General features: G+C 66.9%; 20 protein-coding genes. 10 read left to right on the top strand and 10 right to left on the bottom strand.

All coding sequences use genetic code 11. The features are described 5' to 3' along the window. Positions 1 to 10: 10 nt before the first annotated feature. Complete coding sequence (locus KGQ19_RS04705; RefSeq protein ID WP_212007812.1) at positions 11 to 1,318, bottom strand: hypothetical protein; 1,308 nt, start codon at positions 1,316 to 1,318, stop codon at positions 11 to 13. 329 nt (positions 1,319 to 1,647) lie between these two features. Here KGQ19_RS04705 and KGQ19_RS04700 point away from each other — a divergent pair, with 329 nt between their 5' ends. Further along, complete coding sequence (locus KGQ19_RS04700; RefSeq protein ID WP_212007811.1) at positions 1,648 to 2,112, top strand: GNAT family N-acetyltransferase; 465 nt, start codon at positions 1,648 to 1,650, stop codon at positions 2,110 to 2,112. On the opposite strand, the gene KGQ19_RS04695 is transcribed toward KGQ19_RS04700, so the two are convergent. Further along, positions 2,109 to 3,389: an asparagine synthase-related protein gene (locus KGQ19_RS04695; protein ID WP_212007810.1), complete on the bottom strand. Its 1,281-nt coding sequence runs from the start codon at positions 3,387 to 3,389 to the stop codon at positions 2,109 to 2,111. The genes KGQ19_RS04700 and KGQ19_RS04695 overlap by 4 nt on opposite strands. 14 nt (positions 3,390 to 3,403) lie before the next feature. After that, positions 3,404 to 3,568, bottom strand: a complete 165-nt coding sequence (locus KGQ19_RS04690) for a lariocidin/triculamin family lasso peptide core domain (RefSeq protein WP_212007809.1) — start codon at positions 3,566 to 3,568, stop codon at positions 3,404 to 3,406. Positions 3,569 to 3,800: 232 nt separating this feature from the next. Between KGQ19_RS04690 and KGQ19_RS04685 the strand changes: the two genes are divergently transcribed. Genes KGQ19_RS04685 through KGQ19_RS04670 form a run of 4 tightly spaced genes read left to right on the top strand, consistent with a single transcriptional unit; the run spans position 3,801 to position 6,841 of the window. Next, the gene (locus KGQ19_RS04685; RefSeq protein ID WP_212007808.1) at positions 3,801 to 3,941 is read left to right on the top strand and encodes a hypothetical protein; all 141 of its coding nucleotides are present in this window, start codon (positions 3,801 to 3,803) and stop codon (positions 3,939 to 3,941) included. A 5-nt stretch (positions 3,942 to 3,946) separates the two neighbouring features. Beyond that, positions 3,947 to 5,125, top strand: a complete 1,179-nt coding sequence (locus tag KGQ19_RS04680) for a cupin domain-containing protein (protein WP_212007807.1) — start codon at positions 3,947 to 3,949, stop codon at positions 5,123 to 5,125. Beyond that, positions 5,122 to 6,009 (top strand): aldo/keto reductase, encoded by an 888-nt coding sequence (locus KGQ19_RS04675; protein WP_212007806.1) that lies wholly within the window; start codon positions 5,122 to 5,124, stop codon positions 6,007 to 6,009. The genes KGQ19_RS04680 and KGQ19_RS04675 overlap by 4 nt, the downstream gene beginning before the upstream one ends. Further along, the gene (locus KGQ19_RS04670) at positions 5,993 to 6,841 is read left to right on the top strand and encodes a hypothetical protein (RefSeq protein WP_212007805.1); all 849 of its coding nucleotides are present in this window, start codon (positions 5,993 to 5,995) and stop codon (positions 6,839 to 6,841) included. Before KGQ19_RS04675 ends, KGQ19_RS04670 begins: the two co-directional genes overlap by 17 nt. Here the strand turns inward: KGQ19_RS04670 and KGQ19_RS04665 are convergent. The 6 genes from KGQ19_RS04665 to KGQ19_RS04640 all read right to left on the bottom strand — a co-directional run bounded on the left by KGQ19_RS04665 (position 6,827) and on the right by KGQ19_RS04640 (position 12,586). Next, entirely contained in the window at positions 6,827 to 7,066 is a 240-nt protein-coding gene (locus tag KGQ19_RS04665; RefSeq protein ID WP_212007804.1) for a helix-turn-helix domain-containing protein, read from the bottom strand. The two genes, KGQ19_RS04670 and KGQ19_RS04665, sit on opposite strands and share 15 nt — an antisense overlap. Positions 7,067 to 7,217: 151 nt before the next feature. Beyond that, positions 7,218 to 8,450 (bottom strand): tetratricopeptide repeat protein, encoded by a 1,233-nt coding sequence (locus tag KGQ19_RS04660; RefSeq protein ID WP_212007803.1) that lies wholly within the window; start codon positions 8,448 to 8,450, stop codon positions 7,218 to 7,220. A 175-nt stretch (positions 8,451 to 8,625) separates the two neighbouring features. Further along, positions 8,626 to 9,237 carry a GNAT family N-acetyltransferase gene (locus KGQ19_RS04655; protein ID WP_212007802.1) on the bottom strand — a complete coding sequence of 204 codons (612 nt, stop codon included), beginning with the start codon at positions 9,235 to 9,237 and terminating at the stop codon, positions 8,626 to 8,628. Further along, entirely contained in the window at positions 9,234 to 10,745 is a 1,512-nt protein-coding gene (locus KGQ19_RS04650; protein ID WP_307856344.1) for an APC family permease, read from the bottom strand. Before KGQ19_RS04650 ends, KGQ19_RS04655 begins: the two co-directional genes overlap by 4 nt. Before the next feature lie 53 nt (positions 10,746 to 10,798). Next, entirely contained in the window at positions 10,799 to 11,467 is a 669-nt protein-coding gene (locus KGQ19_RS04645; RefSeq protein ID WP_212007801.1) for a GOLPH3/VPS74 family protein, read from the bottom strand. A 555-nt stretch (positions 11,468 to 12,022) separates the two neighbouring features. Next, complete coding sequence (locus tag KGQ19_RS04640; RefSeq protein ID WP_212007800.1) at positions 12,023 to 12,586, bottom strand: hypothetical protein; 564 nt, start codon at positions 12,584 to 12,586, stop codon at positions 12,023 to 12,025. Between the two features lie 184 nt (positions 12,587 to 12,770). On the opposite strand from KGQ19_RS04640, the gene KGQ19_RS04635 reads away from it, so the two are divergent. Then, positions 12,771 to 13,895, top strand: coding sequence for a helix-turn-helix domain-containing protein (locus KGQ19_RS04635; RefSeq protein WP_212007799.1), 1,125 nt, complete (start codon positions 12,771 to 12,773; stop codon positions 13,893 to 13,895). Between the two features lie 12 nt (positions 13,896 to 13,907). After that, on the top strand, positions 13,908 to 14,522 hold the full coding sequence (locus KGQ19_RS04630; RefSeq protein ID WP_212007798.1) for an HD domain-containing protein: 615 nt from the start codon (positions 13,908 to 13,910) through the stop codon (positions 14,520 to 14,522). 277 nt (positions 14,523 to 14,799) lie between these two features. Here the strand turns inward: KGQ19_RS04630 and KGQ19_RS04625 are convergent, their stop codons facing one another. Continuing rightward, a complete protein-coding gene (locus KGQ19_RS04625; protein ID WP_212007797.1) occupies positions 14,800 to 15,138 on the bottom strand; it encodes a hypothetical protein in 339 nt (112 codons plus the stop codon). 185 nt (positions 15,139 to 15,323) lie between these two features. On the opposite strand from KGQ19_RS04625, the gene KGQ19_RS51715 reads away from it, so the two are divergent. Genes KGQ19_RS51715 through KGQ19_RS04610 form a run of 3 tightly spaced genes read left to right on the top strand, consistent with a single transcriptional unit; the run spans position 15,324 to position 17,858 of the window. Further along, on the top strand, positions 15,324 to 16,436 hold the full coding sequence (locus KGQ19_RS51715) for a hypothetical protein (protein ID WP_212007796.1): 1,113 nt from the start codon (positions 15,324 to 15,326) through the stop codon (positions 16,434 to 16,436). Beyond that, positions 16,433 to 17,095 (top strand): YdcF family protein, encoded by a 663-nt coding sequence (locus KGQ19_RS51710; protein WP_212007795.1) that lies wholly within the window; start codon positions 16,433 to 16,435, stop codon positions 17,093 to 17,095. The genes KGQ19_RS51715 and KGQ19_RS51710 overlap by 4 nt, the downstream gene beginning before the upstream one ends. Then, positions 17,037 to 17,858: a WbqC family protein gene (locus tag KGQ19_RS04610; protein WP_230421597.1), complete on the top strand. Its 822-nt coding sequence runs from the start codon at positions 17,037 to 17,039 to the stop codon at positions 17,856 to 17,858. The genes KGQ19_RS51710 and KGQ19_RS04610 overlap by 59 nt, the downstream gene beginning before the upstream one ends. The last annotated feature ends 43 nt before the right edge of the window (positions 17,859 to 17,901 follow it).

Genomic DNA, 17,901 nt, shown 5'->3' with positions numbered 1-17,901 from the left:
CCAGGGCCGGTCACACTAGGGGGTCGATTTCGGGGAGCTCGGGGAGCTCGTCGCCGGGGCCGATGTCTCCGCCGTCGATGCCGTCGTTCACCGGATTGGTTGGCGGGGCCGGTGGCAGCGTGGGCAGACCGGTCGCGGCGTCCCAATCGTAGTCACCCTGATCGCCCATGATCGATCGGCCAGACGGGGAACTCATGGCAGATTTCAGGGTGTTCTCCAGGTCGGTTGCCCGACCGGGGTTGTCCTTGAGCATCTGACCGACGTTGCCGGTCTTGTCCTGGCCCAGGATGCTGCGCCACAAGCGGGTAGCCATGGAGGCCGCCACGATCTGGTCCTCCGGTGTGAGGTCCGAGTTCGGGTTGTCGAGAACTTTCATCAGGCTGCTCAGGGTGCCGGCAGCCTTGCTGATATGCCATCTCCCGCCGACCTGGAGACCTGTGTCCAGCTCATAGTCGAGCGCTGTCGACAGCTGGCCGTCGCCGTCGATCTGGGACTCCTCGCCCGGCCGTATGTATGCGTCCTTTAGTGCCTTCGCCAGTTGCGGGCTGGAGACGGCAGGTGGCGTCTTGCCGTCGGTGTAGTACCGCACGCTGCCCAGCAGTGCAGCGATCTCCGGATTGCTCTGCCAGTAGTGCTGGCGCTCCTCATCGGTCAGTGAGGTCCACCAGTCCGGCACGCCGTCAGGCCCGGCAGCCGGGTCTAGGACCATTCCGTCTTCGAGGTCGGTGCCCACAGATCCGGGAAGGATCAGGTTCAGATCGGTAGCGGCGCCACCGAAGGCCGCGAAGCGGGTGCCGAAGTCGGCGGCGTTGGTGCCTTTGCCGCCGGCCAGCTTCGTGACTTGGGAGGCCATGGCCGCCGCATCGTGGATGGCATCCAGAAGCGCCTTGCGCGCGGTGGTGGTTTGGGACTTCAGGGTTGCCAGCTGGCCGTCTCTGAGGTTGGCTGCATCGATGACGTGGGCCCGGATCTTGTCGGCGGCGGAGTTCAGGAACTGGTCGGACCCCAGCGAGCTGTGGGAGGCGACCGCCATGAGGTTGCCGGTGAGCTGTTCGGGGTTCATGATCAGCTGTTTGGCGTCGGTCTCGGGCAGTCCGCCGTCCGTCGTGATCGCTTGAAGCTTGCTGAGGCATTGGGTGCACAGGCTGTCGAACTGGGGTTGCAGGCTCCTGGTACGACTGCTGAAGATCTCGAAGGCGTCGCCGATCTCCCGATAGGCCGCCGTCGCCGTGTTGAGCATCGATGGGTATGGCGTCAGGGCGTCGAAGAAGGCTTGACCGGACTTCCCAAGCCAGCCGGTGATCGCCGGATCGCCCATCAGCCCGACGGTGCCCCCGCGGACCAGGTCTATCTGGTCGGCGAAGTCGTGGTAGAGCGTTGACCAGAGGCGCAGGTTGTCGGGGTCTTGCGGGAGCGGGTCCTTGTCCAGGGACAGGATCCACCAATCCGTCGGCCGCGCCATCAAAACCCCCGCCGTCTGTGCTCGTGACCGCGAGGCGTGACCGGATGCTCTCGCGAAGTCATCACCGTAGAGGTGCCGGGGGAGTGGGTCAACAAAATAAGTATGCTGATACTGGATGAACGGCTCGTCGGCGCGCCAGCCCGGATAGCCCTCCTGGGTCCAACTGTCTGATTACTATTATCCGCATGACGCAGACGCCCCAGCTTAACGAGATCAAACCGGATGATGACCTCTCCTGTATCGGTGGTTGGTTCGCTGGCGACATCGAAGGCAACCGGCATTTGGCCTCCTACGCTAATCCCGAAGAGTGGCGCAAACTATTTAGCAGATCGCGTCGCGGCTGGTTCTTCACCAATATCGCGACCGGCCAGGCTGTCGGGTTCATCGACCTTGAGATCGAAGGAGAGACGGGATACTTCTCCTACTACATCGCCCCCGGATCTCGCGGTTCTGGACACGGCACACAAGCTCTGCGAGTGCTTATCGAACTTGCTTTGCAGCTCGGTCTTGGCGAGCTGAAGGGCGGTGTAGAGCCGGACAACGCGGCCAGCATCGCCGCCCTGAAGAAGGCAGGCTTCCTGCTCCTCGATCTCGATGAGGACGGCATGTTTCCGGTCTTGATGAGACTTGCGGGCGACGAGGATCGCTAGCTGCGAATGCTGTATCCGCGGTGGTCGGCTTCACGGATCCACGATTCGAGCGCGTTTACCCGATTTACGAGCGATGGGTCGCTGGTCGCCATCCACGCTTTCTCATCAATGACGCCGCAGGCGATGAGGTTTGCTGCGTCGCTTTTGCCGGCCATGTAGCGGGAAGCTAGGTCGTTGCGGAACGTCTGCTTGGCGGTCGGGAGGATGCTGCGCATCGTCTTTGGGATGAGGGAGATGACGGCGGCCTTCTGTCGCCAGTACGCGTGAGGCAGGGTCGGGTCGTAGCGGCGCGCGAGCGGGAGCCGCTGGGCGGCGGCCACGAAGTTCGGGGTGAGGAAGGGGTGCTTCAGTGGCATGGGGCCGGGTCCGGGCGGGAGGTAAAGGGGGAACACGGCGTCCCATGCGGCCATCTGCGCCCATGTCTGGTGGCGTGTGGCGTGGTGCTTCAGGACTCTGGTGATCCACTGTGCCGACCAGGAAGCGACTTGATCGTGGTGTGCCGCTGAGACGATCTCCGGCACTTTCTGAACGGATAGCTCCGGCCACTCAGTTGCGAAGTACAGGTGCGAACGCCAGGCACGAGGGAGCAGCCGGGTCGCCAGCGCCAACCCTTCGCCGGGGATCGCCTGGCGGTCTTTCCCGATGGTGTCCGACCAGTAGGAACGAAGGGCCCGCCAGTCACCGGCGGCGGTGAAGATCCCGAACATGTAGCGCACCGTGCCCAGCAGCTCATCTGCTCCGCTTCCGCCGATCGCCACGGTAGCGCCGTGATCGGCGGCTTTCTCCAGCAGGCTTCGTTTGACTGATGGAAGCGCAGCGAGGTTGGGGCCTTCGGGATGCCAGTCGGGTTCGCTGGTCGGGGTGTCCCTTGCTGCGGTGATGTGGAGTTCGATGTTGCCAAGGCCGGAGGCCGCGAGAAGGCGGCGGACTACGGGGACGTTGGAAAGTCCGGCGTCGTCGGTCATCTCCGCCATCACCGCGACGATGCGGCGGCCGTCCTGGTCGGCTATCCGTGCCGCTTCGATGAGGACGGCGAGCGAGTCGAGCCCGCCGGAGACCGATATTCCGATGCGCTCGTGGTCGCCCATGCAGTCCCGGACCGATTCGCTGAACGGCCCGCGGATGTCGGCCACGGGTCGGGTGTCGTCGGGACGGCTGGATGCCGGGGAAGGCGCGGGAGGCGCTCCCAACAGCGGGCACGGCGCGAACTCGCCGATGATCGCTGGCCAGGACAGCCACAGCGCCAGCCGGTTCGCCAAGACGGTACCCGAACCCATGGCCATCTCCTTTCCTAGGCGGTGCGCGAGGTACGCAGGAAGCGCATCAGGCTGACGATCGAGCGGATCGGGCTCGCAGCGTCCTGCGGGTCGGCCACGGCGAAGTGGGCGCCGTACAGGCCGCCGCCCTTGACCCCGCAGCCCTCGGTGCCGTCACCCGGCTTGCTCTTCTTGGCCACTGTGATCTCCTCTGCTCTGGCTGAGTGTTCCCAAGGCCGGCGTGGTCGCCGGACCCGGTGGCGCAGCGAACACGCTATGCGACTGCTACCTGACTCAGGGAGCTGATTTACGCAGTGCGCAAACGGCTTGCAAGGTTCGTAAAAAGGCTTTACGCCGCGCCTGGATCGCCAGCAGGGTTCTGCGACAGACGCCGTCCGATCCGGGTGGTGCCAACCTGTGAAGGGGAACCTCATGGATGCCTCGAAGCCGAGCAACGACGCCGGTCTCGTGATCGCACGTACCGCCATCAAGCAGGCCCGCGTGCGCTCCGCCCAGCCCTCGGATGGCGGCGGCACGGGCCGTTCGGACCTCAACGACAACCGGATCGGCTAACACCTGTGACGACGACCGAACCGGTCGTCGGCCGCCTGGGCGGGGACTTCCTCGCCCAGGCGTTCCGACGCCGCCACCATGTCTTTCCCGGCGAAGCCCAGGACGTCAGCGGCCTGTTGAGTTGGGATGCGCTGAACGAGATCTTGGCCAGCCAGCGCCTGGAGACCCCCCGGCTACGCCTGGCCGTCGGCGGGACTGCGCTGGACCAGGGCGCCTACACCACAACGGTCAACAGCCGGCGTGGCGTGCGGTGGCAGCGGCTGAACACCGGCGAGCTCAACCGGCGCCTGGTCGAGGGCGCTACGCTGGTTGTGGACGCGATCGATGAGATGCACGCTCCGATCCGGCGGCTGGCCGCGGCGCTGGAGGAGAAGTTCCACACCAGTGTGCAGGCCAACGTATACGCCTCCTGGCGCCCCGAATCCGGGTTCCGCACGTACTGGGACGACCACGACACCATCATCGTGCAGCTCGACGGCGCCAAACACTGGCGCTTGTTCGGCCCGACCCGTCCAGCGCCACTGCACCGCGACACCGAACTGCCAGAGGAGCCGACCGGCGAGCCGATCGATAAGTTCGTGCTGTCCGCTGGGGACGTGCTGTACGTGCCGCGAGGGCACTGGCACGACGTGGCCGCAGTGCCGGGCCAGCACTCGTTGCACCTGACCTTCGGTCTGGGCGTGGCTACCGGCGTGGACCTGGTGACGTTCCTTGCCGATGATCTGCGGGGGATGGCGCTATTCCGCGAGGACTTGCCGATCCTGTCTGGACCACAGGAGCAGGAGGCCTACCTCGACCTGTTCCGCAAGCAGCTGATCGCCGAGTTGGAGCGCCCGGACCTGCTGCTGCGCTTCGCCGCCCACGCCGACGGCACCGAGCCCGCTCGGACCGGCCTCAGCCTGCCGTTCGTCGACGGTGTCCCGGCCGACGCCGCGCTGACCATGCGGCTGCTCACTCCGCGCGCCCTTCTACACGAGAGTGAGGAGGACCGCGTGCAGTTCGAGGCCGGCGGGCAGTCCTGGACGTTCGCTGCCGCGGCCTGGGGCGTCCTGGAGGCGCTGTCCGATGGCGAAGCCTGGTCCCTGGGGGAGCTGGCGCACCTCTCCGGGCTGAAGGTCGATGTCGTGGCCGACCTGGCCAGCGAGTTGGTTGGGCAGGGAGTGGCACAGGTGTTACCAGGATGAACGCGCGCATCGGGCTGGGCACCCACCTGGTGCGAGACGTGGAGCAGGCGGCCGTACACGCGGTCGCCTGCGGTGCGCGATGGATCGATACCGCACCCAACTACCGCGGCGGCCAAGCCCAGAAGCTCCTAGCGCCAGTGCTGGCCGACAACCCCGACGTGCAGGTATCCACCAAGGTCGGGTTCTTCCACCGCCCAGATACCGAGGCCGCAGTTGAGGACGCGGCGATGCCAGGCAGAGAACTGGAAGCAGGGCACTGTATCCGCCCGCGCTACCTGCGCTGGCAGATCCAGCGCTCCCTGGACGAGCTCGGTCGCGACAAGATTGACACCCTGTTTCTGCACAACCCCGAGCGCACCACCTCCGGTGCTGTGTTCGCCGCGTTCGTGGAACTGGAGGAACTGGCAGCCGCCGGCCATATAGCTGGCTACGGCATTGCCACCTGGGACGGCTTCTCCTCTGGCGCGTTCACCGTTCCCGCCCTGATCGACATGGCGGACGCTGCGGCCTGGGGCGAGCCACACCACCTGCGGGCGATCCAGCTGCCGGTTAGCCTGGTCAACATAGGGCCGATCGTCCAAGCCTTGGACGGCGTCGGCCCGATCGGCGCCGCTGCCAGCGCGGGCATTGAAGTGTTTGCTTCCTCGCCGCTGCACGGCGGCGAACTGCCGTCCCTCATCACGCCCGAGTTGGCCGCCCTCATCGGGGACGGTCTCGGGCCGGCCGAGGCCGCGCTCGCCGTGGTGGCTTCGGTCCCCGGCGTGTCGCGGGTCCTGGTGTCCGCCTCGACCCCCGAGCATTGGAAGCAGGCCGCTGATACCGTCGCCGCGCAGCCGGTTCCCGCCGCGATCCTCCGAGAGGTCACCGATGTTCTCGCCGATTGACGACGCCACCGCCACCAGGATGCTGGCAGCCCAGCAGCACGCCGCCGCGGCGTTCGAGCGCACCCCGGACGGAGCACCGGTCTGGGGCTGGCGAGGCCGCACCATCGGATCCAGGGTCGATGGCGCCAGCGGCCCGGCGTGGCTGCGGATCCAGTCCGCTCGCGCCGGGCAGGCCGGCGGAAAGATCTGGGAAGGCACCGAGCGGGCCGACCAGCTGATGCCGAACCTGGCCAAGCCGGCGCTGCTTGCGCTGCACGACTGGGAGGTGGACGGCGTTGCCTACCGCGCCGAGCTCACCGAGTTCGTCACCGACCCGGTGTGCTCGCCGGACTCGGTGCTGCGCACCGAGCTGGAGCTACCCGCGGAGTGGTTCGACGACCTGCGCGCCAACTTGGCGATCATCGCTGCCGTCGACACCGACCGCACTGTGATCAGCCAGGACTACCTGGACCGGACCATGCCCCGGTTCATGAATGTCGTCGCCGGCCGCGCCACGCGGGCACCAGCCTGGACCACCGCACACGGGGACATCCATTTCGCCAACCTGACTGCCCCGAACCTTCGGTTGCTGGACCTGGAGGGCTTCGGCGCCGCGCCGGCCGGTTACGACGCCGCCACCTTGTACACCTACTCGCTGCTGGCCCCGCGCACCGCCGCCAGCGTGTACAAGGCGTTCGCCGACATCTTGGATACCAGCGCCGGAAGGTTCGCCCAGCTGGCGATCGCCACGGAGCTACTCCAGAGCTGTACCCGAGGCGACAACCTGGACCTCCGCCCCGCGCTGGAAAGGCGCGTCCAAGCCTTGATCGGGCCGCCGCTACCTGCGCGGTAGCGGAGCATCGGACAACCCCAGCTCCCGCGGTTCCAACCCCAACGCGGTCGCGAACGACCGGAGCAGCACCACGTCCCGCAGTGGCTGCTTGCCCCGCTCAAAGCGGCTGATACTGGCGCCCGAGTAGCCGACACGTTGCCCCAGTTGCTCCTCGGTGAGGCCCGCCCGCAGCCGGGCCTCACGAACCACCTGGCCCAGCGGCGGCAAGGCGCCGGTCTGATTCACCGCCCCGCTCATCCCAGTCCCCAGCCATATCCACTCGCCACCACGGTGGTGCTCATGGCGATCACATCAACCGTTCCTGTCGAGGAACATCCGAGTTGTCCGGCCCGTCGCGCGGTGGACACGCCAGCTCCGCACGGCGGGCCAGACGCCATCACACCGCCCGGTTCAGCTCGGCACGCAGAGCGTCGGCGGCGGGGTCGACGATCCCTGCCAACTCCAGCAGGGCCAAATCCCGCAGCCGGACAGCCTCGTCTACCTGCCCGGCTTCGACATTCGCCATGGCCAGGTGGTAGCGGGTACGGGCGGAGGCGAACGGCTCACCGGCCCGGATCCGAACGGACAGCGCAGAGGTGTGGTGCTGGGCGGCCTGTTCGAAGTCGCCGAGTGCGAACCAAGCCTTGCCCACACCGTCAAGCGCGTTGGCGATGCGATAGGGGTGAGGGCCAGCAGATTGCAGCGCCACAGCGCGCTGGAACGACGCCAACGCGTCACGAGGGTGCCCCTGCGCCAGCAGCAACTCGCCGCCGACAAAGGCGGCGGCGATGCACTGCGGAACGTTCTCGGACCCGTTGGCCAACAGCGCTACCACCGCGCTCAGGTGGTGGCTGGCCCGCTCGAACTCGCCCGCCGCCGTGTAGGCCTCGGTCAGTTCCAGGTGCGCATCGGTGAACCACGGCTGGGCGGCGTCACAGGCTTGAAGCCGTTCCAGACCGACGAGCCCGTGGTCAATCGCCTTGTCGAACTGGCCGCGCTCGATGGACACCCGGGCTCGGTTGACGTACGCCAGTGCTGCGAGGGTGTCCTCACCGTCGCCGCACAGCGCGAGTACCTGGTCGAGCGTGTCGTCGGCGTCGTCCAACTGACGGGCCGCCGCCTGCGCCACCGCCAGGCGGCTCAGGGCCGCGATCATGCCGGCGTTGTCGTTGAGTTTGGCAAACAGGTGCGCCGCCTTCTTGTAATCCGCCACCGCCTTCACCGGCTGCTCGCCCATCTTGTAGCCGCCGCCGCGGTTCATCAGGGCGTGCGCCTCGGCGGGATTGTCATTCCGGCCGCGCGCCGAGGTCAGCGCGAGTTCGGCCAGCTCCAGTCGGCCATCGATGTCGTGGATGGAGGTCATCACCTGCTCCAGGCCCCGCACCACTCGGCTGCTGTGCTCGTCGGCGTCGGCCAGGCTGGCGCGGATCATCGACTTCCGAATCCCGTCAGCGTTGTCGAGGTACCACGCCTGGGCGTCGGCCAGGCTGGTGAACACTGGGGCGCCGTCGAGGTTGTCGTCGCCGGGCAGTAGCGGCAGCAGGATCCGCGAGACGCCGCGCGCGGCGTTGGCGGCGCGGCCGTACCGGCGGATCTGCGCTTCCAGTACCTGCCGCGCCCTGTCGCTCATGACCGCCGTGGTGGATCCGTTTCGTGCGGAGTTCAAGTGCACCAGAACCTCTGCGGCGGCATCGGCCTGTTCTGGTGTCAGCGTGGTCGACATGTGTTCGGTCCCCCTGCTATCTGTGGTGTTGGCTGTGTCGCCGGACTCGGCGTGTCGCGTGGGCCTTGCGATCGCACTGGGCTCAAGCGCTGCTGGCGGATCGCAGCATCGGGAACATGCACGCCCCGGAGGGCAAAACGATCGGTTCACCGATATCGGTGTAGCCGTGCCGCAGGTACAGCTCCCGGGTTGTGGCGTCACTGGCTTCCAGGTAGGCGCCGCGCGGCGGGTCTTCGGCGCCAAGGTGGTCGTGGTGTGCGGCCAGCAGGGCGCTGCCGATGCCCTGGTGTTGGTAGTCGGGATGGACGGCAAGGATCGCGAGGTGGTCATGGTCGATGCCGTGGGGGTGGTGCTTGGCCAGCAGCCCGTCGAAGGTTCGGAATCGCTCGGCCCAGATCCCAGTTGTGGCCGCCAGCTTGGCCTCGTAGTCGGCCGGCGCCGGCTCGTCACTCGCGGTCGGGGGAAGCCACAGTGCGACCGCATTGCGTCCGGTGGTCGTGTAGACGCGCCCACGCGTGATCGCCTCGTGGACGGCGAACAGGCGGAAGTATCCGGGAAAGAGGCGGGCGCGCGCGTCGCTGTCCGGGATCAGCCAGGTCGAAGGTGCCAGGTTGTGGAAGGCCTTCGCAATCACGTGGCTCAGGGTATTGATGTCCCGCGGCTGGGCCTGGACGATCTGGTCACGGGAGTTCATGATGCGTTCCCGGTCCTTGTCGCGGACGACGGCGCCTCGGTACCGACGGCGGTAGTGGGGCGCTGAGACAGCGCGACGCTGCCCAGGCCGATAGCGGCATAGGCGGCTGGCTTGCGGTGTCTAAGCACCAGTGCCCAGCTGGCGCCGATGATCGCGGCTGCGCCGAACAGACCCGGCAGGACTTTGGTGGGTAGCGAGCCGGGTGCGACGTTGAGCAGCACGTCGAAGTGTGTGATGCACAGCCACGCCATCACTGCCATCAGCACGGTAGCGGCGGCTGGCGCCACCAGGCGCCGCCATACCGGCTCGTCACCGGGCGAAGTCCAGAAGTAGCGGACCACCGCGGCAGAGGCCGCCGTCAGCAGCAGCAGGATGCCGACGCCGCCGGTGGTTCCGCCCCAGAAGAAAAGCTGCCCGATGGGATCCCAGTGCATGCCCAGCGCCAGCAGGATCGCCACCGCGCCCAGCAGACTCTGCACGATGGACGCCGCCTGGGGCGCACCAGTGGATCCTGTCGTGCCCATCGCCGCCGGCAGCACCCGCTCCCGGCCCACAGCCCACATGTACCGCCCGACCGCAGTGTGGAACGCCAGGGCCGCGGCCAACAGACTGGTCAGGAACAGGCTGCGGCCGGTGCTTGCCTCCAGGCCGGGGGCCATCGCGAACAACATCCCCGTGCCATCCGGGCCCTGCGCCGTCGGCACCACCTGGCTGCCGTAGTGCACCACCAGAGCCCAGGAGGCGGCGGCGTAGACGACCGCGATGACACCCAGGGAAATGTAGGTCGCCATCGGGATTGTGCGCTTGGGGTTGCGGGCCTCCTCGCTGAAGACCGGTCCCTGCTCGATGCCGACGAAGCCCAGCACCGCCACCGCAAGTACGGGGCCCAAGCTGGAGAAGTGCAGGCTGGCCGGGGACAGCGCTGCGAAACTGACCCCGCCGTCGGCCGGATGTGCCAGGCCCCGTATCGTCACCGCGACGATCACGACTAGCTCTAGGACCGACAGCACACCCAAGACCCAGCCGCTCAAGTCCACACGCAGCAGCCCCAGCACGGCCACCACTGCCCACGCACCGAACGCCCACACCCCCCACGAGGCGTGCAGACCGAAGTTGTCAGCGGCGAAGGAGGCCAGCTGCGGCCCGATCATTCCGTACAGCCCGACTTGCAAAAGGTTGTAGGCGACCACGGCCACCAGCCAACCGGCCATCCCTGCGGGCTTGCCCAGCCCCTTCGATATGAGCGCGTAAGCGGCCCCGGCGTTCGGGATCCGGCGGGCCATAGCCAGGTATCCGATGACGAACACCGCCAGCACTGCCGCGACCACCAGGAACGCTGCCGGCACGCTGGTCAGGCCGGTGGCAGCGAATGCGGAGGGCACCACACCCTCGGTCACGGTCAGTGGTGCGACGCCAGCCAAGATGAAGAAGCCCACGGCGGGCGCGCCGAGACGGTCTTTGGCCAGCGCCGCCGACATTTTGCTCGGGGCTGTTGGTGGTATGGACACGGAAGACTCCTCTTCAAGAATCAACTGTTTTATTGGGGTGATGAACTGGACGGTCAGCCTCTGCGCTGGCTGGCGACGGCGCTGGCGACGGCAACCTCGGTTTGGGTCAGCAGGTCTACGAGCGCCGAGTTGTAGACCGCCAGCGGCGAGAGCGTCTGCTTGAGCAAGGTCGGGTCAGTGAGCAGGTGACGGATCTCCCACAGCGCCGGGTTGTCCAGACCGGTAGCGCGGGTGAGGCCGAACAGCACGAGGTCGGACGCCGTGGCCCTGCCGTAGTAGACCTTGCGCGCGACATCGACAGCTGGCCAGTTGGCGGTCTGTACATCGACCGGTAGCCACCGGCCGGTCCTGCCCGGCATCTTGAGTCGAGGCTGCTGAAACTGCACCACGCCCGCGTTGCGCAACCGCTGTCCGACCCGGTCGATCGCCTGCAAGCCCAGATAGTCCAGCCAGTCACGCACGGACCGAGGTGCTTCCTCATCTACTTCACCGCACAACCGGACGTGTAGTAGATGCCGCGGACGGTGGTGAGCGGTGCGCACCAGGTTGCCCTTCTCAATGGCCACGGCGTTGTCGAGGACGAGCTCGCACAGCAAGGCACCCGCTAGGCCGAGCGCGAGGATCCGCTCCGATAACCGGGGTCGACCGGACGGGTCGTCGTTGGCCATCAGGAAGAACTCGTTGGCCTCGAAGCCGGTCTTGATTTGCTGCAACTCGACCATCAGGCCATCACCAGCCCATGTCTGGAGTGATCAGCATCAGCATCCGCCGGCTTCACAGGGTCGTCTGCGTACTCGCCAGCCGCCCCGTCACGCGCAGGCACTATCGCGATCCGATTGCGCCTGTCTGCCCACAGCCAGACGAATCCGGTCCGCAGGTCACCGCGCATGACCACGTCGGGACTCTGGCTCCAGCGCCGGAAGGTGGTCTCCGCGGCGGCGTCACTGATGATCCGGACGCGGGTGCCACCGATCACGATCGCGTACCGCTGAGACGCAGCCGTACAGTCAATCAAGGGCTCCGGGATAACCCGGCGGCCCCGTGAATCGCCCGCCAGCCCAGTCATTGGGGCATCACCGTCATCCGGTGCTCGGCCGTCATCGTAGGGTCCTCCGTCGGTGCTTTGGCCTTTTGGGGTGGGCGGCCCGCGCTCCGCTCGGCTGCGGTGCCGCGGCGTCGGGGGCCGCCGGGTGTGCGGCGCGGGCCGCCCGGTGGATCGGCCTGCCCGCCCGGTCTGTACGGCACCGAACGGGCACGCCGGCTTTTGGGGCGTGTGGTCAAGCAGGTAAGGGATCTGAGGAGCGGAGGGTCGACTCGGAGTTCCGCAGCAGTTCGAGGTAGACCGCCGGGATCTGGCCGCAGGTACGGGTGGCCTCCTCGATCCGGTAGGCGACACCGTCAGGGCCGTAGATCACGGCGGCCTGCGCGCCCCTGCCGGTATCTCGCCTGCTCCACAGGCAGCACCCGGCCAAGTAGAGGAGCAAGCTGTCCGGGAGCCAGCACGAGAAGCAGCGGACAAGCCGCAAGCCGTCCTCCTTCGCCGGGAACCACAGCTGGATGGTCACGGCACCGCCGAACGGCATGTACGGCGCCGCCAGCGGGCGGACGCTGTACCGCCTAGTCGGGATCGAGCCGCAGTGTGCCCAGGAGTAGCCGGTATCGAGACGGCCAGCTACGTCGATGGCCAGCCGTTCCAGCCGATCCAGCATGTGATCGGCGGCCGTCCGGGTCAGCAGCTTGGCCCCGACCCCGTTGACGCCTCGAACGTATAGCGTCGCAGCGTCGCCAGACGCGGCGACGCGGCCTGAACGAAGGAAGTCACTTCGCGTCACAGCGACCATGTGGCGACCTCCTAACCATGCGCCGATGAGATCCCTGACATGCCAGAGCTTCCGTTGGGGGTAGTAGCTGAAGACTCAACGACTCAGCACATTGACTCGCCAAAGCCGTATATACGAAGCTAGAAGACGTGTCGGTGACCAGACAGTGACCGGCAGTACGCGTTGGCGAAGCTGGGGAGCGGATTTGGACGAGCAGGCACCGACAACCCTGACCGGTGGTCGGGGTTCCGGGCGCCTCCCACGTCAGGCCTTGATCGTCGGCTACATGCTCCGGCTCGCACGCGAGTCCGTGGCGGGTGGGTGCAGCCAGGAGCGACTTGCCGAACTCCTGGCGGTCTCGTCTGACGCCGTCGCCGGATGGGAGACCGGACGTCGGCCGTTGTCGGCGGTCAAGGCCGGCCAGTTCGTCACCATCAAGGCGATGCTGATCCGTGTCGGGGCCTCGTCGCAGCTTGTGCGGATGCTCGACGTCGCGATCGAGGCCGACCAACTGCTCGACCATGCTCGCTCTGCCGCAGCGGCCTATGAACCCGGCGATGCGCATCCACTGGGTGCCTACGTCCATCGCCGCGACGTCGTAGAATTGGTCGCCTGGCCGCTCAGTGGTCGCACACCAGCCGGGCTTCCCGCGGTCGTTCCTGCACGGCGTGGCCCGGTCGCCGGGCGCCCCGACTTGGGTGCCGTCGAGCGAGACCAGGTGTTCGACCACCTTCGACGTGTCGCCGAGGCGAACGCCAACAGCGGAGACCGTCTCCTGCACCGGCAAGCGCTCTACCTGCAAAGCTACGACCGCCGCAGTGACGCTCAAGCATGGATGACGGATCAGTTCCGCCGGCTTCCACGCACCAGATCCGGCTGGACCTCCGCCTGGCCGGTGGCCCGCACACTGGCGGCCTCCCTGGTCCGGTACGGCGACCCCAGCACCCTCATCGACTTCGTCCAGCACGGCCTCGCCGATGAACCCGGCCAGATTGCCGACCTGAACTACTGGGCCTACTGGGTGGGCGAGACCGGCACCATCGAGCGCGACGACGACTTCATGCCCATCAGGCTCGGCCCGTGGCGGGGAGACAAGATACTGCGACACCTCGCTGGCCGCCTCCATGCCGAAGCCGGCGTCGCCGACCTCGGCATAACCACCTTGAGAACACTGCTGGCTGCCAGGCCCCGCCTGCTGGATGAAGACCGGACACTGACCGCCGCACTCACAGCCGCCGTCGAACAGCTCGCTGACAGTGGCAGTATGTCCCCAACCGCACGCCGAGCCCTGGACGAGATCCGCTACGCGCTCCGGCTGCACACCAGGTAAGAAAGGCTGTCCGTGGACGACAACGAGATCGAAGCCACCGCCCAACTGATCTACGAGACTGGGCTGCTCAAACTGTCCAAGCGCACCGGCTGGTGGCTGTGCGGCGTCAAAGACCCCGAGAGCGTCGCCGAACACTCGTTCCGTACCGCGATCATCGCCGGACTGCTCGCCGGCATGGAAGGCGCCGATCCGGCGCGCTCTACCTTCCTGGCGGTCTGGCACGACACTGGCGAGACCCGGGTCGGCGACATCCCACACATGGGCCGCCGCTACCTCGACGCCGCCAGCAACGAGAAGATCGCCGAGGACCAGACCGCCGGCCTGCCTGCTGTACTCGTCGACCAGGTCCGCAACCTGATCCACGACTACGAGAACAGTGACAGTCTGGAAGTCGACTGTGCCCACGACGCAGACAAGCTCGACTGCCTGTTCCAGGCGATCGAATACCGCGACACCGGGTACAGCAACGTCACCCGCTGGATCGAATCCAGCCGCCAAAAGCTGCGCACGAAGGCTGCCGAGCGCCTTGCCGATGCTGCGGTCGCCATGTCGTCGCAGCAGTGGCACGACACGATCATGGACGCCGTACGGGCCACTGGCCCGGGGCCGGATGTGACAGCGCCCTGAGCGCGCGAGCCCACGCCTATCGCCCCGCAGTGGCCGCTGGTGACCGCCTAAGGTGACCAACATCGGCACGAGCGAAGTCGAACAGGTCACGGGGGCTGCGCCGGAGGAGGTGATGGCCTTCATCTCCGGTAACCTCCTGGGATCGGCGTTAGCCATCAAGCTGCGGGCGTGTGTGGAACGGCTGGGCGCGGCCTGCTTTTACGCAGCGGGGATCATTGCGTCGGCTTCGGTGTGCGCGGGGTTAGACAATCCCCTGTGGTCTGGCCCGTGTTAGAACTCAGCGGACCGCTATCAGCAGTGCTCCGCAGGTCGAGATCTGTTCCTCACGGCTGACCGCAACGTTTGGCGGGCCGAGGTGGCTGCGTGACGGCAGGACAACTCCGTACGGCTGCATGACCCGCAGCTCGGCGATCAGGTTGGCGAACACCGAGTCGTTCAAGTCCCCGACGCCCACCCGTTCGGTGAAGACTCCGCCGAGGAATAGCTCATGCTGGTCGCAGTAGGCCTTGATCGCCGCTGATAGAGCCAGGTCCCGGCGATCCCCGGTGGCTGGCCCGCGCAGGTAGCCGAAGACGACGGGGCTGCCCACGGGCTGGCGCTCGGTAATCCTCGCCATTTGTACCTCCTCGCTTACGTGTGGAAAGAGAGGCGACCAGCGGTCGGTGCGTTGAGCGCCATGTCTTCCAGCGTGGACCGGGTGGGTACGCTCCGGGAATGACTGGCTGTAGCACTTCCGTCGCACTTTCGGTTCATGCTGGGTAGGGATCATGATTCGATGGCTGTCGAAGGGAGGGGCGCGCCGTGATCTACGTACGGGTATGGACGGGCCTTGAGGCCCACGCGCTGCGCAAAGCACACCGAGACAGCGTCCGCCGGTTCGCCACCCGCTGCGCGGTCGCGCCCCGTACGGTCAGCAAGTGGGACAAGCTTCTGGCCGCCACGACGCCTTATCCCGATACCCAAGCGATTCTGGATGCGGTCCTGGCCAAGGCGCCGCCAGATGTGCGGCTGCTATTCGACACCATCGTGTCCGAGCTGCGCCGTGCAGAGGCTGAGACGGACCAACCTGCGCGGCGGGCGGCCGACCTGGACTATGAGGCGTGGGCCGAAGACCTGGACCGTGCGATCATCGCCTTGAGCTGGCAGAACTTCACCTCCGCCGGCGAGCTGCTGGACCGGTGGCTGGCGCCGCTGGACCCTGCTGAACTCGACGACCGCGGGCTTTATCTGTACGGCAGGTCGCTGACACTGCTCGGTGACTTCCACTGCGACCAGGGTGCGCTGTTGGGCCCACAGTCGGCAGAGTCCACCTACCGCACTGCCCGCGACGTGTTCACCCAGCTGGGGATTCCGCGCCGCGTTGCACAGATCGAGCTGTCGCTGGCAGTGGTCGCGGAGATGTCCGGCGATGCTGTCTCAGCCGGCCGCCAGTATGACCAACTCGCTGTGGACAGTCGGCTCAGTGCCCGCGACCGGGCCCGCGCTGCGCTTTGGGTGGGCACCGCACTGAGCAAGCAGGACCAGCACGAGGAGGCGATCAGCGTCATGGTCGCCGCGGCCCGGATGTTCGAAACCCTCGGCGAACCCGACGACTGGTCCAGCGCTCAGCAGAAGATCGCCCTTGCGCATCGCGGAACTGGAAACTTGACGGGCGCGTTGCGGCATATCGAGCTCGCCCACTCAACCGGCCGCGCCCACTCCCCGCTTCAGCGGGTACAGCTGACCACAGCCACCGGCCACATCCTCCTGACCGACCCCGCCACCCAGGACGAGGGCGTGGTTCGGCTGGAACACGCCGAGAAGGTGGCTGCCGGGGCCAACCTCGGACACCAGATCCGCAGCATCGGCAAGATCCGCAACCTGCTCGCGGCACCGGCCGCGGGCACCGCCTCGTCAAGCAAGGAGCGTGCGTGACCGCGCAGGACATCACCGACGAACACCGCCGGGACGCCCAGACCCTGTGGGACTACCACCGGCTCGGTCACGAACCACGGAACACCGAGGCAGCGATCGTCCTGGGCAGCTACGACCTTGGCGCCGCCCGTCACGCGGCCACGCTGTACCACCAAGGCTGGTTCCCGCTGATCGTGTTCACCGGCGCCACCAACGACTACACCATCGACGTCTTCCCGCAGGGCGAGGCCGTCGCCTTCCACACCGCCGCGATGCAGGCCGGCGTACCGCAGTCGGCGATGATGATCGAGGACAAGGCCACCAACAGTGGCGCAAACATCACTCTGTCCCGGCAACTCCTCATCCAGGCTGGCATCGTGCCGACCTCGGTGACGCTCATCGCGATGCCATTCATGGAACGGCGCGCGTTCGCCACGTGCCGGGCCCAGTGGCCCGAGGTCGAGGTCGTATGCGCATCCCAGCCGATCACCTTCGCCGACTACCTCTCATCTTCCGCCGACCCGCGCCACGTCATCTGCGACATGGTCGGCGACCTCCAGCGGATCATCGAGTACCCCAAGTACGGCTACATGATCGAGCAAGTCGTCCCGGAGGAAGTCCATGCCGCACTCAAACGTCTCATCGTCGCCGGCTACGACAGCGTCCTGCCCAAGTCCTGACCCTCGCCCGTCGTCCGCGGCGGTCGCGATCCATCAGCCGAATCTGTTCCCGCGGTTGTCCACCTTGGCCAAGCTGTACGCCGCGGACGTTCGGATCGTGCTGGACGACGTCCAGTTCACCCGCCGTGACTACCAACACCGTGCGCGCCTCGGGCAACTCGGCGACCCCGCCTGCACTCAGTGGCTCTCGCTCGCTGCCCACCTGCCCGCCGGTCGGGCGACCGTGATCGGGGAGGCCCTGGTAGCCGAGCCCGAGCGGAGCCGCCGTCGGCTCGCGCTACTCATCGAGCAGTACTACCGGCACAGCCGCTATTGGCCTGCCGTCGCCCGCGTCGTCGATGCGACCCTAACCGCCTTCGACGCTACCGGCCGGATCGGCGCCGTTGCCGAAGCTTCCACCACGGCGCTCCTGGACGAGTTGTGTTGGTCCGGACAGACCATGCTGAGCAGCGACCTGCCCTCCGGGAACGGCAGATCCGAACGGCTCGGGGACCTCGCCGGATTGGTCGGCGCCACCACCTACCTGTGTGGCACCGGCGGGATGAGCTACCTCGAACCCGAGTACTTCACCAGCCGGAACATCGGAGTCATCCCGTTCCGCACACCGGCGGAATCGACCGGTGAAATCTGGGCCTCTGCCCGCAGGATCAGCGCCCTGTGGGCGTTGGCGACTGTCGGCCCACAACGGTTGACCCAGCTGCTGTCCGCAGTCGCGGCGTTTAACCGCGGTCTGTTTGACCTCCGTCCCCCGACGACCTACTGATCACGAAGGGCTCGAACACCATGGGCATCGAGTACAACCGGCA

The sequence above is a fragment of the Catenulispora pinistramenti genome (genome assembly GCF_018274385.1).
GTDB lineage: Bacteria > Actinomycetota > Actinomycetes > Streptomycetales > Catenulisporaceae > Catenulispora > Catenulispora pinistramenti.
This window is presented reverse-complemented; position numbering and strand designations above follow the sequence as displayed.

Bases quoted from the DNA above. Each gene is read 5' to 3' on its own strand.
- KGQ19_RS04705 (WP_212007812.1), bottom strand. From the start codon at position 1,318: ATGGGCGATCCGGCGATCACCGGCTGGCTTGGGAAGTCCGGTCAAGCC.
- KGQ19_RS04700 (WP_212007811.1), top strand. From the start codon at position 1,648: ATGACGCAGACGCCCCAGCTTAACGAGATCAAACCGGATGATGACCTC.
- KGQ19_RS04695 (WP_212007810.1), bottom strand. From the start codon at position 3,389: ATGGGTTCGGGTACCGTCTTGGCGAACCGGCTGGCGCTGTGGCTGTCC.
- KGQ19_RS04685 (WP_212007808.1), top strand. From the start codon at position 3,801: ATGGATGCCTCGAAGCCGAGCAACGACGCCGGTCTCGTGATCGCACGT.
- KGQ19_RS04675 (WP_212007806.1), top strand. From the start codon at position 5,122: ATGAACGCGCGCATCGGGCTGGGCACCCACCTGGTGCGAGACGTGGAG.
- KGQ19_RS04670 (WP_212007805.1), top strand. From the start codon at position 5,993: ATGTTCTCGCCGATTGACGACGCCACCGCCACCAGGATGCTGGCAGCC.
- KGQ19_RS04660 (WP_212007803.1), bottom strand. From the start codon at position 8,450: ATGAGCGACAGGGCGCGGCAGGTACTGGAAGCGCAGATCCGCCGGTAC.
- KGQ19_RS04655 (WP_212007802.1), bottom strand. From the start codon at position 9,237: ATGAACTCCCGTGACCAGATCGTCCAGGCCCAGCCGCGGGACATCAAT.
- KGQ19_RS04645 (WP_212007801.1), bottom strand. From the start codon at position 11,467: ATGGTCGAGTTGCAGCAAATCAAGACCGGCTTCGAGGCCAACGAGTTC.
- KGQ19_RS04640 (WP_212007800.1), bottom strand. From the start codon at position 12,586: ATGGTCGCTGTGACGCGAAGTGACTTCCTTCGTTCAGGCCGCGTCGCC.
- KGQ19_RS04625 (WP_212007797.1), bottom strand. From the start codon at position 15,138: ATGGCGAGGATTACCGAGCGCCAGCCCGTGGGCAGCCCCGTCGTCTTC.
- KGQ19_RS04610 (WP_230421597.1), top strand. From the start codon at position 17,037: ATGCCGCACTCAAACGTCTCATCGTCGCCGGCTACGACAGCGTCCTGC.